13 protein-coding genes are annotated in these 14916 nt (G+C 59.8%); 7 read left to right on the forward strand and 6 right to left on the reverse strand.

What is annotated here, in order from left to right:
* Positions 1-2: 2 nt before the first annotated feature.
* The 4 genes from QD408_RS13745 to QD408_RS13760 all read right to left on the reverse strand — a co-directional run bounded on the left by QD408_RS13745 (position 3) and on the right by QD408_RS13760 (position 5992).
* A complete protein-coding gene (locus tag QD408_RS13745) occupies positions 3-1139 on the reverse strand; it encodes an ABC transporter permease (protein WP_088683465.1) in 1137 nt (378 codons plus the stop codon).
* Position 1140: 1 nt separating this feature from the next.
* Complete coding sequence (locus tag QD408_RS13750; RefSeq protein WP_088683466.1) at positions 1141-2148, reverse strand: ABC transporter permease; 1008 nt, start codon at positions 2146-2148, stop codon at positions 1141-1143.
* Positions 2149-2313: 165 nt separating this feature from the next.
* Positions 2314-4401, reverse strand: a complete 2088-nt coding sequence (locus QD408_RS13755; RefSeq protein WP_088683467.1) for an ABC transporter substrate-binding protein — start codon at positions 4399-4401, stop codon at positions 2314-2316.
* 124 nt (positions 4402-4525) lie between these two features.
* Positions 4526-5992, reverse strand: coding sequence for an alpha-glucosidase/alpha-galactosidase (locus tag QD408_RS13760; protein WP_088683468.1), 1467 nt, complete (start codon positions 5990-5992; stop codon positions 4526-4528).
* 244 nt (positions 5993-6236) lie between these two features.
* Between QD408_RS13760 and QD408_RS13765 the strand changes: the two genes are divergently transcribed.
* A complete protein-coding gene (locus QD408_RS13765) occupies positions 6237-7079 on the forward strand; it encodes an AraC family transcriptional regulator (protein WP_088683772.1) in 843 nt (280 codons plus the stop codon).
* A 387-nt stretch (positions 7080-7466) separates the two neighbouring features.
* The gene (locus QD408_RS13770) at positions 7467-8894 is read left to right on the forward strand and encodes a hypothetical protein (RefSeq protein WP_088683469.1); all 1428 of its coding nucleotides are present in this window, start codon (positions 7467-7469) and stop codon (positions 8892-8894) included.
* A 171-nt stretch (positions 8895-9065) separates the two neighbouring features.
* Here the strand turns inward: QD408_RS13770 and QD408_RS13775 are convergent, their stop codons facing one another.
* Positions 9066-10127, reverse strand: coding sequence for a class I SAM-dependent methyltransferase (locus QD408_RS13775; protein WP_088683470.1), 1062 nt, complete (start codon positions 10125-10127; stop codon positions 9066-9068).
* A 223-nt stretch (positions 10128-10350) separates the two neighbouring features.
* On the opposite strand from QD408_RS13775, the gene QD408_RS13780 reads away from it, so the two are divergent.
* The 4 genes from QD408_RS13780 (at position 10351) to QD408_RS13795 (ending at position 11584) form a co-directional block, all read left to right on the forward strand.
* Complete coding sequence (locus tag QD408_RS13780) at positions 10351-10686, forward strand: XRE family transcriptional regulator (protein WP_414139673.1); 336 nt, start codon at positions 10351-10353, stop codon at positions 10684-10686.
* Positions 10687-10974, forward strand: coding sequence for a hypothetical protein (locus QD408_RS13785; RefSeq protein WP_414139674.1), 288 nt, complete (start codon positions 10687-10689; stop codon positions 10972-10974).
* A complete protein-coding gene (locus QD408_RS13790) occupies positions 10958-11197 on the forward strand; it encodes a hypothetical protein (protein ID WP_088683473.1) in 240 nt (79 codons plus the stop codon). The genes QD408_RS13785 and QD408_RS13790 overlap by 17 nt, the downstream gene beginning before the upstream one ends.
* A 213-nt stretch (positions 11198-11410) precedes the next feature.
* Entirely contained in the window at positions 11411-11584 is a 174-nt protein-coding gene (locus QD408_RS13795; RefSeq protein WP_190237479.1) for a hypothetical protein, read from the forward strand.
* 114 nt (positions 11585-11698) lie between these two features.
* Here QD408_RS13795 and QD408_RS13800 read toward each other — a convergent pair whose 3' ends face one another.
* Entirely contained in the window at positions 11699-12091 is a 393-nt protein-coding gene (locus tag QD408_RS13800; protein WP_141105650.1) for a hypothetical protein, read from the reverse strand.
* A 249-nt stretch (positions 12092-12340) separates the two neighbouring features.
* On the opposite strand from QD408_RS13800, the gene QD408_RS13805 reads away from it, so the two are divergent.
* On the forward strand, positions 12341-14902 hold the full coding sequence (locus QD408_RS13805) for a GcvT family protein (RefSeq protein ID WP_414139675.1): 2562 nt from the start codon (positions 12341-12343) through the stop codon (positions 14900-14902).
* Positions 14903-14916 lie beyond the last annotated feature (14 nt).

Below are 14916 nucleotides of genomic sequence, written 5' to 3' on the forward strand. Positions count from 1 at the left end.
CCTCAATAAGGATCGACCGCATCGCGCAGTCCGTCGCCGAGCGCATTAAAGGCGAAGACGGTGACGAGCACGAAGCCGACGGGAGAGAGAATCCAGGGATAGGAGCCGATGACCGAATAGGTCGCCGTATCCTGCAGCATCAGTCCCCAGGAGATCAGCGGCGGCTTGACGGCGAAACCGAGGAAACCGAGGAAGGATTCAAGCAGCACGACGCTCGGTATGTGCAGCGTCACCGCGACGATGACGTGGCTCATCACGTTCGGAAAGATATGCTGCATGATGATGCGCTTATCAGTAGCGCCCACGGCCATCGCGGCCTTGACATAGTCGATGCGGGCAAGTGCCAAGGTCTTGCCGCGCACCTCGCGCGACATCTGCGCCCAGCCGAGCGCCGACATCACGACGATGACGAAGGCGAGGAAGACATTGGTCGGCGCCGTCACCGGGATCAGCGAAGTCAGCGCCAGGTAGAGCGGCAGTTGCGGGAAGGCGAGCACCAGCTCGACGAAGCGCTGGAGCCAGATATCGAAGGTTCCGCCGAAATAGCCCGACACCATGCCGACCGTCGTGCCGATGACGGTGACGATGAACACGACTGTCAGCGCGATCGTCAGCGATATGCGCGAGCCAATGATGGCGCGGGAGAGCACATCGCGGCCGAACTTGTCGGTGCCGAGAAAATGCACCGGCTGGCCGTCCGTCGAGCCGAAGAAATGCCGGTTCGCAGGAATGAGGCCGAACAGCTTGTAGTCCGCACCCTTGACGAAGAAGCCGAGCAGCCGCGGATTGTCGTAATCCACGCCGACGATCGGCTGGAAGGTCACCGGGTCGAGCTCTTCGGAATCGGACAGCGCATAGACGCGCGGCTGGAAGACGAAGTTCCCGTCCTTGTCGTGGAAGCTCATCACCTGCGGCGGCGCGAAGCCGACATCGGTCGCCTTCGGGTCCATCGGCGCGAAGAAATCGGCAAAGACGGCCATGATGATTAGGAGCGCGACCAGCACGAGCCCAGCCATGCCGGTCCAGGAGCGCCGCAGCCGGCGCCAGACGAGCGCGAGATAGCTTTCGTTGCCGTGTGAAGGCTTCTTGATGGCGGGTTCTGCTGTCGGCGGCGTGTCGGAAGAGTCGAAAGCAAGCATCTCAGGCTCCTCCGAACTGGCGTACGCGCGGATCGAGCAGAGCGAGCAGCATGTCGGCGATGATATTGCCGACGATCAGCGTCGCCGACAGCACCATCATGAAAGTGGCGGTGACATAGACATCACCGATCGCCATCGAGCCGACGATCGCCGGGCCGACGGTCGGCAAGGCGAAGATGATCGCGGTTTCGATCTCGCCGGTCAGCATATAGGGCAGCACGACGCCCTGATACATGACAAGCGGATGCAGCGCGTTCGGCACCGCATGGCGCATCACCACCGCGCCGCCGGAAAGGCCCTTGGCCTTTGCCGTCTCGACATATTGAGCGTTCAGAGTATCGAGCAGATTGCCGCGCATGACCCGCATGTTATAGGCGAGCCCGCCGAAAGTGGCGATCGCCACGACAGGCCAGACGTGGTGGAAGAGATCGACGAATTTCGCCCAGGACCAGGGCGCCCCGCCATATTGCGGCGAGAAGAAGCTGCCGATTTCGGAAACGTTGAACTGGAAGACCAGGAGGTAGACGATGATCAGCGCCATAAGGAAGCGCGGCACCGTCATGCCGAGGAAGGAAATTCCCGAAAGCGTGCTGTCGATCCAGCTGTATTGCCGCGTCGCCGCCCAGATGCCGAAGCCGATGCCGAGCACCGAGGCGAAGATGTGGCAGACGAGCGCCAGGAGCAATGTCCGCGGCAGGCGTTCGGCGACGACGTCGGCGACCGGCTTGTTGTAGAACATGCTGTATCCGAAATCGCCGCGGGTGAGGATGCCGCCGATCCAGTTGACGTATTGGACGACCATCGGCTTATCGAGACCGTGTTCGACCCGGTAGGCCTGCGCCTGCGCCTCGGCCTGGGCGTAGGATGCACCGCCCTGGTTGATCAGCTGCGATCTTATATAGTCGGCATAGTCGCCGGGCGGCGCCTGGATGATCGCGAAAGTCACCACGCTCAGGATGAGGAGAACGGGGATCGCGGAGGCTATGCGCACGAGCAGGAATCGCAACATCTAACGGTTCGCTTCTCTTTGCCGCCAGTCGCTCCTCGTCGGCGCGGCCGGCTCGTTGGTCTTGTCCGGCCGCGCGCCACGCGCGGCCGGAAACTCACTTCAGCTGGGAGGGAGCTTTCCCGCGTCGCATCAGATGCGACGCGCTTTAACCCATTGCATCATGCATCAGTTGATCGGACCCTTGTCGCCGGGTTTGCCGGGCAGCTGCTCGGGGAACAGCTCGTACTTGCCCTGCTTGTCGGCGGCCACCCACAGGCGTTCGCGGATGACCGAATCCTCAGCCCAGTTGAACATCATGATCGGCGTCCCCTGGGGCACGTTCGAGAAGCGCTTGTTGACGATCAGCGCGCCCGGATATTCCGTCAGGCCCACGGTGTTGACGTGTTCCGTCGAGATCTTCTGATACTGCTTCATCAGATCGACGCGCTCGTCGTTGTTCTGGCTCGTCCTGAACTTGTCGACGATGTCGACCAGCTCCTTTTCGAAGGGCATGAGATCGAGCTGGTCATCCTTGCCGGCGCGATGATGCCAGCTGGTGCGCGGACCGACAGGGGCAAGCTGTTCGGTATTCTGCACCACGGACGACAGTTCCGTTGTATTGCGCTGGATCAGCCAGTCGAAGCGGCCGGCATAATGCGCGTCGTCACGCTTGGCGCCGTCGAGCGCGTTGATGACGATCTTCAGGCCGAGCTTCTCCATCTGAGCGACGACACCTTCGGCAAGGCTCTTGTCGGTCGTGTACTGATTGTTGATCAGCATGACGATTTCGACATCCTTGCCGCCCGCCGTGCCGGCCGGGAAGTTCACGATGCCGTTGCCATCGGTATCCTTGAGGCCGGCTTTGGCGAGTTCCGCCTTGGCGCCTTTGAGATCGAAGGGATAATAGACAGTGGAGTTGCGGTCGTAGAAGCTGGTGCCGGAGGAAAGCCCGCCCGGATAGATCGCCGTGAACGGCCCCTTGACCAGCGAGTCGCCGATCGCCTTGCGATCCAGCGCCATGGTGACGGCCTTGCGGAAATCCTCGTTGCGGTTCAGCTCGCGGATCGCCTGGCCACGCTCGTCCGGGTTGCCCCAGCCATTGGCGGAGAAGTTCATGCGCAGGTTATAGCCGATGAGGCGCGGACCGAAGGCAAGCCGGGCGGGCGCGGTCTTTTCCGCGGCGCGCTTCAGCGAGGCCACGAAGTTTTCCGGCTGCTCGAGATTGGAGAAATCGGCAGACCCGGCCACCGCCTGAACGTCGCGATCGGCCCAGGTGGAGAGCTTGTAGTGCAGCTCGTTCAGATAGGGCAGCTGATCGCCATTCTCGTCGACCTTCCAGTAATACGGGTTGCGGCGCAGGACGATGATGTCGTCAGGACGATATTCCACCGGCACCCAGGCGCCCATGACAGGCATGTTCATGAACTCCGGCGGGAAGGCGTTCTTGAACTGATCATAGGTGTTCTTCGAATATTTCGGGTGCTGGGGCTTGAGGATATGCGACGGACCCGGGCAGAAGTTCGGGTAGGACATAGTGTAAAGGTATTGCTTGGGGAAGGCTTCCTTGAACGTCCATTCGACGGTGTAATCGTCGATCTTCTTCAGCGTCGTACCGACGCCGAAAGCCTCAGGCGATGCGCCGCCGCCGAGCGGCGAGACGTTCGGGTCGACGACTTCGTCATCCCAATAGAACATGATGTCGTCGGCATTGAACGGCGCGCCGTCCGACCATTTGGCGCCTTCGATCAGGTGCATGGTCAGCTTGTGGCCGTCTTCCGACCAATCCCAGCTCTTGGCAAGGTTCGGCAGCGGCTCGGTATCCTTGGCTTCCACCTGGAAGAGCGGCGCGGTGCGGGTCAGGCATTCGGAAAGGCCGATATCGATGCCGCCCCAGCCCTGCGTCTGGCCGGCGCCGTAGTTCCAGCCTTCCGGCCGGCCGCCGATGACGTGGCGCATCGTATCGCCATAGACGCCGATGCCGTCGGGCATATTGCCCGTCTTGAAGACCAGCGGCTCCTTCGGCAGGCGATCCTTGACCGGTGGCAGCTTGCCGGTGGCGACGAAATTCTTCGTGACCCAGTCGGGCTCGTGATATTCGGGCAGCGCCTTGAACTCCAGGATGGAGTCGCGCGCGACGTAGTTGATCTTGCCTTCGGCCGGGAAGTCCGGCGGCACGGGCGGATTGGTTGGCTCAGAGGCATATGCGTTCAGCGCGGCGGCCGAGACGCCGAGCGCCAACCCGGCGAGAATGCCTGCGGTGCGGAAATTCATCATCGTTTCTCCCTCTTGTTCCGGAGCGCGTTTCCACGGAGCTCCCTTCTCCTCTAACGACGTGAAGGCGGGCCTGGCGCCATGGCTTTCCCTCCCGGAAACCCATGGCGGCCCGTCCTCCACGAACTCACACGGCCTGTTTCAAAGCCGCCTTTTCGGCGCGCAGCTCCTCGATCGAGCGGACGTTGCGGCGCGCAGCCCCCGCCCAGTCGCGGGTCTGCACCTTCGATTTCGACAGCCGCTCCTTGGCGGCCGGCACGGCATCGGCATATTGCGGCAGCCAACGGGCCTGGGCAACGACCATCTCGTCGACCATCTGCCAGACCTCCTCAGGAGTCGAGACGGCGCCGACCAGCGGATCGTGCAGCACGGCGAGCTTCAAGAGGTCGATGTCGCCCGAAATGGCGGCATGCACCGACATGCGCTGGACGTTGATCGAGGAAATGCAGGTCGCCGCACAGGCTTCCGGCAGGGTGACGCCGGAGACCATGTTGATGCCGAAGCGATCGACGAAGCCGGGCGATTCGATGATCGCATCAGCAGGCAGGTTGGTGATGACGCCGTTGTTCTTGACGTTGAAGTGGCCGCGATAGACCCGGTTGGTCTCCAAGGCCTCCAGGATATGGCTGGCATGCTCGTTCGAGCGCCTGGCGGGATCGATCGGCTTCGAAGCGGATTCCAGGAATTGCGGGAATTCCGTCTCGAACCAGTTGCGCGTTTCCGTCGAATGACGGAGGTAGCCGCCGGTCTCGCCGTGGATCCAGTCGGACATGTCGATCCAGCGGGTAATTTCCTCCGGCCGCTTGCGATACCAGGGCAGGTATTCCGAGAGATGGCCGTTGCTTTCTGTCGAATAGACACCGAAACGCTTCAGCACATCGATGCGCAGTTTCTCCTGCTGCGAATAGACGGGATGCGCCTCGAAGGCGGCAACCAGCTCATCCTTGCCGATCTTGCGGCCGTTGAGGCGCAGGTCGATGAACCAGGTCTGGTGGTTGATGCCGGAGCAGATGTAATCGAGTTCGCTCACCGACTTGGCGCCGAGCACCTCGGCGATCTGTTCGGCGCCGTGCTGGACGCCGTGGCAGAGGCCGACCGTATCGACCTTGCCGTATTCGATCGCCGCCCAGGTGTTCATCGCCATCGGATTGGCATAGTTCAGGAACTTCGCACCCGGCTCGGCGACCTCCCTTATATCCTTGCAGAAGTCGAGGATGACGGGGATGTTGCGCTGGCCGTAGAGGATGCCGCCGGCACAGATCGTATCGCCGACGCACTGGTCGATGCCGTATTTCAGCGGAATCCTGATATCGTCGGCATAGGCCTCGAGCCCGCCGACCCGCACGCAGCTGATGATGTAGCGCGCGCCTTCGAGCGCCTTGCGCCGGTCGGTCGTCGCGGTCACCTTGGTCGGCAGCCCGTTCGCCTCGACGATGCGGTCGAGGATCGCCTTGATCATTTCGAGATTGTGTTCGCTGAGATCCGTCAGCGCGAATTCAATGTCGCGAAACTCCGGAACGCACAAAATATCGGTGAACAGCTTCTTGGTGAAACCAACGCTGCCCGCACCGATGATAGCGATTTTGAAACTCATGATCTTCACCTCGACCCAATGGAATGCTAGAGAAAGGACTGATATGGAGGATCAGGCCGCATGCCGCCGCATGTGGTTGAAAAAGCCGTAAAACTGCCTGTTTTCCTCCCGACCGCTCTATCGGCCGTGGTCCCTTCGTTCTTGTCGAGCGGGATTATGCCCGAAATCGGCAGGCCGACCAGAGAAGGATTATGCTTTCAAGGGTAATTTTGTGCTGCGGGATTTGATCGCCAACGGACAGTCGATGAGGACGGTTTCGCTGCCCCGCGGCCGGCAGCGATTGCACGCCATGCCGACCAGTGCCGGCTATGAGGTGCGCGAGAACGAGACCTATGACTGGGACGGCCGAAAGCGCGGCCAGACGCCCTTCACCGTGCTGCAGCACACGATCAGCGGCAACGGCCGGCTGCGCTACCAGAACCGCAACTATCGCCTCCAGGGCGGCGACACGCTTCTGGTGCTCGTTCCGCACAACCACCGTTACTGGCTGGAGAAGGGCGAGCGCTGGGAATATTTCTGGATCTCGATGAACGGTGAGGAAACGCTGCGCATCCATCAGCTGGTGCTGTCGACCGCCGGCCCGGTCTTGAAGCTGCAGCCGTCGACCGTCGATCATCTCGCCGATTGCAGCCTGCGCCTCGTCAAGGGCGCAACGTCGCCGGGGGCTGCCTCGGCGATCGCCTATGAAGCGGCGATGGCGCTCTATGACGACGTCTTCGGCTCGCCGGCCTTTGCCGCCGAGCTCAGCCTGATGCAGCCTGTCATCGACCATATCAATGCCAATCTCGACAAGCCGCTGCCGGTCAGCGAACTTGCCGGCATCGTCGGCCTCAGCCGCGCGCATTTCTCCCGCAGCTTCGGCGAGAGCGAGGGCATGCCGCCGGCCGAGTTCGTGCTGCAGCAGCGCCTGCAGCGCGCCGTCAAGCTTCTGACCAAGGCGGACTTCCTGCCGGTCAAGGAGGTCGCCATCATGTGCGGCTTCGAGGACGCCAACTATTTCTCAAAGGTCTTCCGCCGCGTCTACGGCACCAACCCCACCGAATTCCGCACGACCGGCATGTATGCCAGCATCGGCAAGCCGAAATAAACTCCCACTCGCTCAGTCAATGCATCGGTTCGGGTCGCCGGGGCATCAGGAGATCGCCATGATCGATCGAGGAGCAAGGATGAAGTTCAAAGCCAGCACACCCTACGCTGCCTCGATATAGCGAGTGCCCAGGCGGTCACCGATTTGCTGAAGTATACCTACGCTGCCGCGCTTCTGCATTTGAAGTGCCTTCCGCGCAAAACGGTCGGCGCATCACATCAAAACACTTTAGACGTGATTCAAGCATTATTGAAAAACAATTTGAACGTGCTATAGTATTTCAATGACGGCGTAAAGGTAACGGCCCTTTCAAAGGAAAGTGTCTCCGTCTACGAGTATGAAATTTCAAGCTTAGGCGATCCATCAAATATCGGGGAGGGCTCCATCATGGACCCGCTTAGCCTAGTTGTGGCCTTTTTACTTTCATTGGTCGTGCCTGTCATTGTCATTGCCATCCGACAAACCGTTAAATTGCACCGAGGCGAGATAATTCAGGACCTGGCTGCCGTCTTCCATTCGGCAAAAGAACCGGAATCGGAGCGGCTGATCCCGTCTTTCGAATTCGTCAAATTCAAATACTTCGTCCCGACGGGACCTGAGCGAGGGCAGAGGCAGGACTTCCAAGCCTGGGCCTGGGCGGTTGCTGTCTTTCCTTTCTTTCTGGTCGTCAGTTCGACAAGTTACGTCTGCATCGAGTTTTTTCAGGACCCCACTTTCACTGGCACGCTCTTCGGAACACACGCTCCCGTCGTTCTTTGTATGATAGCTGTAAGTGCGGCATTCTGCGGTGGCTATCTAAATTCGATGCGGACTTTGACCCAATCCATACAGAATTTCGACCTTAGTCCCTCGTTGATCGTAGCACTGGCCACGGAGATATTTTCGGGCATCGTTCTCGCTGCAATTTTCGCGTATGCCGTGCATGCTATCTATGGAGCTTTTGAAGGCCTGCCTGACGGAGCGGGTGTGAGGGAGGGGGTGGCTGTCCTGGCATTCGCAATCGGTTTCTTCCCGGACGCCGCGCAACGCGCGCTCGTCGGACGGTCGAAGCTAAAGAACTTTAAGCGCGAGAACCTCTCGGTCTACAAATACACGCTTGCGACGCCTGTAGAGCTTATCGACGGTATCGACACAGACATTCGCAATCGGCTTTCCGATTTTCATATCGCCACGACACAGAACCTGGCGACCGCCAATCCGCTCATGCTCTTCGTCGAGACGCCGTTCGGAGTGTACCAGATCATGGACTGGGTGGCGCAAGCGCAGCTCTGCGCGTCCGTCGGTGCCGAGGCTATGACGTCCATGTGGAAGCTCGGTGTGCGAACTCTTTTCGATCTGGAAAGAGCCGCGCTCGATGAACGTTGTCGCCATCCCGAGCTTCTCCAATCCATTGGCAAGCATCTACTGGGCCAGAAGGACGACAAGTCCGACTTCAGTCCCGAGGCGATTATCGCCAACATTCAGATGCGCCTTGATGACCCTCATGTGCACCGCTTGCGCCAGATTTACATGCAAGTCGGGGTGCGGATAGGTGAACGTCATTGGCGGTTCCTCACGCGCGACGACGGCATCGGCCCTCGAAGCTACGATGCTACTGGCATCGTCTTCCAGACTCCGAACCGTATAAGGCTTGCGGATAGCGGAATCGATATCCGCCCGAATGACTACCTGGCCGTGGTGGGCGGTAAGAACAATGGCAAGTTACTCAAGGTGGGCGGCATCGATCGTACATTGGTCACGGTCGATGAGGACGTGATTGACGAAGACGTCGGGGCTGGCGCAGGCGCGGTCAAACTATTTAGGATCAACCCGTAGAGCCGCCGGCTAGAACAGGATTAGGCCAACCCGGCTTAATCCTGTTCTTAATTAAAGAGCTTGAGCATGATGTCCTCCGAAAACCGCTGACACCTTTCGGCATCATGCTTTAGCTAGAACCGATGTAGGCTGATTTCACTCCAGATTGTCTTGCCCACGAGCCAAGTGCCTTCAGGCCCTAACCTCGAACACCATGTTGAACGGCGTTTCCGTCGCGCGGCGGAAATGCGTGAAGCCGGCGTCGAGCGCCACCTTGCGCAGTTTCATTTCTCCCGCCTGGGCGCCGAGCCCGAGTCCCACCTCCTGGGAGAGTGACGCCGGCGTGCAGATCATCGTCGATGCGCCGTAGTAGACGCGGCCGACCGGGTTGAGATTGTCCTTGAGGTGATCATGGGCAAAGGGTTCGACGATGAGCCACGTGCCGTCCGGCGCAAGCGTTTCCTTGACATGCCGGCCGGCGCCGACCGGATCGCCCATGTCGTGGAGGCAGTCGAACATGGCGACCATATCGTAGCCACGCCCCGGAAATTCAGCCGCCTTGCCCTGCTCGAAGGTCACCCGGTCCGCGACACCAGCCTCTTTCGCCGCCGCCCTTGCCGTTTCGATCGACGGGCCGTGATAGTCGAAGCCGGTAAAACGGGAGGCGGGATAGGCCTGCGCCATCAGGATGGTCGAGGCGCCGTGACCGCAGCCGACATCGGCGACACTGGCGCCGGCCTTGAGCTTTTCATCCACTCCGGCAAGAGCCGGAATCCATTCATTGACGAGATGGCTGTTGTAACCCGGGCGAAAGAACCGCTCGGTTCCCCGGAAGAGGCAGGTGCTGTGCTCATGCCAGCCGAGCCCCTTGCCGGTGCGGAAGGCGTCGGCGATTTTAGGCTCGTCCATCCACATCGACTGCACGACCTCGAAGGCGCCGACGAAGAAGGCAGGGCTGTTTTCCTCGGCAAAGACCATCGCCTGTTCGGCCGTCAGGCTGAAGCGATCGGTCTTTTCGTCATAGGCTATATAGTCGGCAGCCGCCTGGGCGCTCAGCCATTCCCTGAGATAACGCTCCTTCACTCCCGTTTTCGCGGCAAGCTGTTCGACGCTCAAAGGCGTCCCGTCGGCCATCGCCTTGAAGATTCCCACCTTGTCGCCCAGCACGACCAAAGCACCCGACATGGCGGCGCCGACGTCCCCTACAAGACGACCAACAAGCGCATCGAGTTTCTGCATATCCGGCTCACGCATTGTTTCCTCCCCGGCGCGTGATAAAGGGATTTAAATTAGGCTTTAATGATATTCAGTCAATCAACCTCCCTATCGCCCAATGAGGGTAGCTTGACAGGATGCGCGCGACTGCAACCGTCACAAGCGAACTACCCTGTTCCACGTCAGCACCACATTCGCTTGCTTTCTTCTCTGGCGGTTACATCTCTCATGGTGCTGACCCCGAGCAACAATCCGTGTTTCAATGCCAGGTAATGATTTTTATCTATCCCCAGCGCAGTGCCGCGCGGCACGTGCTCTCATCGCGTGGTCGAAGGGCGATCTGTCATCAGCCTCGAAGATCGCCAAGGCGACGATTGCCGGTTTCGAGGCCGGGAGACTTTCCCCCGATGAGCAGACCCTGCAGGGTATGAAGCGGAGCCTGGAGGATGCGGGCGTGCTTTTCATTCCGGAGAATGGCGGCGGCGCCGGTGTTCGCTTGGCAAGACCGGCATCGGCTTCTATAGACACTGACGAAACCGAGACGGTTCAATACGAAGAATATCTCAAAAACGACGCCCCTCCCGGCGCTGGCGGTTGAATGGCAAAGAAGCAGAAGTTTGAACACTCCGAATTGGCGGGGGAATTTACCGATGACGGGATTACCGTGCTCGTCGATATCTTTCGAACCTCCGGCAGCAATGAAGACTGGACGATGGAAGTCGTTACCCAGTCGGAGGACCTGATCCAGTGGGACGAGCCTTTCGCCACCGACCGGGATGCTTTCGATGAATTCCTGGCAGTGGTGGCGCGGGACGGTATTCGATCCTTTCTGGAAGACGACGAACCTTCCACGCATTGTAGGGATATTTGTGAAAAGCATCAATGATCTCGTCGCCTCGGCGAAAACAGTCTGCGACCGATACCGGGCCGGGCGGATGGAGCGCGAAACCGTGCGGGAATGGGTCTTCGGACTCGGCGCCTATCCATCGCCTCACGGAGACCGTGTGCGCGAAGCGGCCGAATGGTTCCGGCTGCATAATCGCGAACCTGTTTCCGAAGAGATCGCGCTCGGGGACATCGACCGGCTCGAGGCGATTTCGGTGCCGTGAGCCAGGCATGCGAGCGGGGAAGATCAAGTCACGGTATTCGGAACCGGGACGTTTCCTGAGAATATGCCCGCATACGACGGCAAATATTTCGCGTCGGTCTACATCGAAATGGATGGCATCGAATTTACAGTCGGCGTTCCGAAGCCCTGAGAAGCGGAATTTGCAGGAACCGACTGGAAGCATTATGTTTGTGGCCGAGATTGGAGATGGACGATGCTCTTGCAGAAGTACCACGAAAACAAGGAAGCCCTGAAGCAGATCGGCCGGGAAGCACTGGCCGAAAGCCGCCGCATGGGCCTGACGATTTCCGCCAAGGATCGCCAGAACGAGGCCAACGACCAGAAGAAGCGTGAGCGCAAGGATCGCGTTCAGGCTCCGGTGAAGTAACACCCGTTTCATGCCGGAATTGTCGTGCATCCTCCTTGCCGGACCAAACGGCTCCTGCAAGTCCTCATAATCGCCCAGCCAGAAAAAATGCGGGAACTGCCAGCGGACACGGAGTCACCCGATTATGGCCATCCCCACGATCCGGCTTGGCTGGCGAGCAAAATAAGCAAGACGAAAAGCGCCATAAGCGGAAGTATCAACTTGGCTTGCCTGGCATGGAATGACGGCGGCGCTCTCATGATACCGGTTTTCTTCCCGATCTCGGTCAGCATAACCCAAAATACCGCGCCAAACGTCAAAGCTGCCGCAATCACCAACGCCATTTTTATCATGGCTGCAACTTAAATGATTGACTAGCTTACGCAAGAACCTCCGTTGTTTGAGAACGTTACGGTCGCCTTCGGGTCCGTCAGCGGGCATCCTGATCCCAAAGCTCGGCCTTTTCAGTCCCCCGCCGTCCGACCGGACAACCGCAAGGGGCTTGCCCATGCCGTCGTTGCCGATCATCGCCTGGCCGTTTGATCCGGGCTGACGCAATTACGCCGTTACTCGACGGCGTAGGACCAATGACGATTGTGAGCCTTATGCATAATGGCCTCTTCGCAGCTTCCATGCTGAGAGGTCTAGGGGTTCCGCAGCTTCGGCAAATGTGACAAACCCTTACGAGGCTGACATGGCTCTGCATCTGACGCGCAAAGCGGAAGTCACGCGTGGCCAGGCATCTTTAATTCGTCCGATAAGTAAAAGGAACAGCACGTGGCAGCATTTCCGGAAAAGGCAAAGGTCGTCATCATCGGCCTCGGCGGCATCGTCGGCGCCTCCATCGCTCACCATCTCGTCGAGCGGGGATGGGACGATATCGTCGGCATCGATAAGTCGGGCATACCGACCGATATTGGCTCTACAGCCCATGCCTCGGATTTCTGTTACACCACGAGCCACGACTACCTCTCGGTCTGGACCACGCAATATTCGATCGATTTCTACGAGAAGATGGGCCATTACGCCCGCATCGGCGGCCTCGAAGTGGCGCGCACCGGCGACCACGCCTGGATGGAGGAAATCAAGCGCAAGCTTTCCTCGGCACGCGCTTTCGGCACGCGCGCCCATTATGTCAGCCCTTCCGAGATCAAGGAGAAGTTCCCGCTGATCGAGGAAGATCAGGTGATGGGCGGCCTTTACGATCCGGATGCCGGCCTCGTCATTCCGCGCTCGCAGACCGTTGCCGGCAAGCTGGTCGACGCCGCCGAAAAGGCAGGCAAGCTGCAGGTCTTCGGCAACACGCCGGCGAAGTCGCTGATCGTCGAAGGCGGCCGTATCAAGGGCGTCGTCACCCATCGCGGCACCATCATGGCCGACCACGTCATCGTCTGCGCCGGCCTCTGGGGACGCCTGATCGCGGAGATGGTCGGTGAAGACCTGCCTGTTATGCCGGTCGATCACCCGCTCACCTTCTTCGGTCCCTATAACGAGTTTGAAGGCACCGGCAAGGAAATCGGCTTCCCGCTGCTGCGCGACCAGGGCAACTCCGCTTATATGCGCGATACCGGCGACCCGTCGACGACCGAGGGCGGCCAGATCGAGTGGGGCTATTACGAAGCCACCAATCCGCGCATGTGCCATCCGCGCGATCTTCTCGAAAAACATGAAGCGCGCCTTTCGCCTTCGCAGCGCGACCTCGAGATGGAACAGATCATCGAGCCGCTCGAGCGCGCCATGGAACTGACGCCGATCCTCGGCGAACTCGGCTATAACGAAGGCCACTCCTTTAACGGCCTGCTGCAGGTTTCCGCCGGCGGCGGCGCATCCTGCGGCGAGAGCCAGAAGGTTAGGGGTCTCTGGTATTGCGTTGCCATCTGGGTCAAGGACGGCCCTGGCTACGGCAAGCTGATCGCCGACTGGATGACCGACGGCCGCACCGAAATCGATCACAACAGCATCGACTATGCCCGCTTCTATCCGCATCAGCTGACGGAAGAATTCATCGAAGGCCGCTGCTTCGAAGCCGCCCAGAAGATCTATTTCCCGGCTGTTCACACCCGCGAACCCTATCTATCCGGACGCAACGCAAAGCGCTCGCCTTTCTACGAGCGCGAAAAGGAACTCGGCGGCTACTTCATGGAACTGGGCGGCTGGGAGCGTGCGCACGGCTACGCCGCCAACGAGCACCTTCTGGAAAAATACGCCGACCGCGTGCCGGTTCGCGAGAACGAATGGGACAGCCGCCATTTCTGGCGCGTGTCGAATGCCGAGCATCTGGCGATGAGCGAGGATTGCGGCATCGTCAATCTCAGCCACTTCCACATGGTCGATATCGAAGGGCCTGACCATGTGGAGCTGATGGAATGGCTGTGCGCCGCCAAGGTCGGCGGCGATGCCAATATCGGCAAGGGCGTTTACACCCACTTCCTCGACGACGAGGGCATGGTGCGCGCCGACTTCACCGTCTTCCGCATGGCGGATCGCTGCCGCCTCGTCAACGGCGCCGATGCCGGCCCGCGCGACCTGCATTATATGAAGCGCGTCGCCCAGGACCGCGGCCTTGACGTGACCGTCACCGACGTCTCGGAAAAATTCGTGACGATCGGCATCTGGGGTCCGAACGCGCGCGATACGCTGAAGAAGGTCGTGGCCGATCCGGCCGGGCTCGATCAGGAAAATTTCGCCTTTGCGGCGATCAAGCCGATCGAAATATCAGGTAAGCCCGTCACCGCCTTCCGTATTTCCTATGTCGGCGAGCAGGGCTGGGAACTGCACATGAAGTACGAAGACGGCCTTGCCGTCTGGGATGCGCTGCGTTCGACCGGTGTGATGGCCTTCGGCGTCGAGACCTATGCAAACTCACGCCGCATGGAAAAGAGCCTGCGCCTGCAGAACGCCGACCTCCTGACCCAGTACAACCTGATCGAAGCCGATCTCGCCCGTCCGAAGGTCAAGGAAGCCGATTTCCGCGGCAAGGAAAAACATCTGGAATACAAGGCGCGCGAGCACCAGCCGGCCATGCTCTGCACGCTCGTAATGACCGAAAATACGGACAAATCGGGCGTGAAGCGTTATCCCCTCGGCAACCTGCCGGTTATCGATCCCGCCACGGGAGAGGTTCTGGTCGACGAACTCGGCCGCCGGTCCTACACGACCTCGATCGCTTACGGCCCGACGGTCGGCAAGAACATTGCCTTGGCTTACCTGCCCTGGTCACATTGCCAGGTCGGGCGCAAGCTGAATATCGAGTACTTTGCCGAGACCTATCCGGTGGAAGTGGTCGGCGTCGGCTACAAGCCGATCTATGACCCGGAAAATCTGAAGCCGCGCACCTAAGCGCTCAGGCACTT

The organism is Rhizobium sp. BR 249, from assembly GCF_047445895.1.
In the GTDB taxonomy this organism is placed as follows: domain Bacteria; phylum Pseudomonadota; class Alphaproteobacteria; order Rhizobiales; family Rhizobiaceae; genus Rhizobium.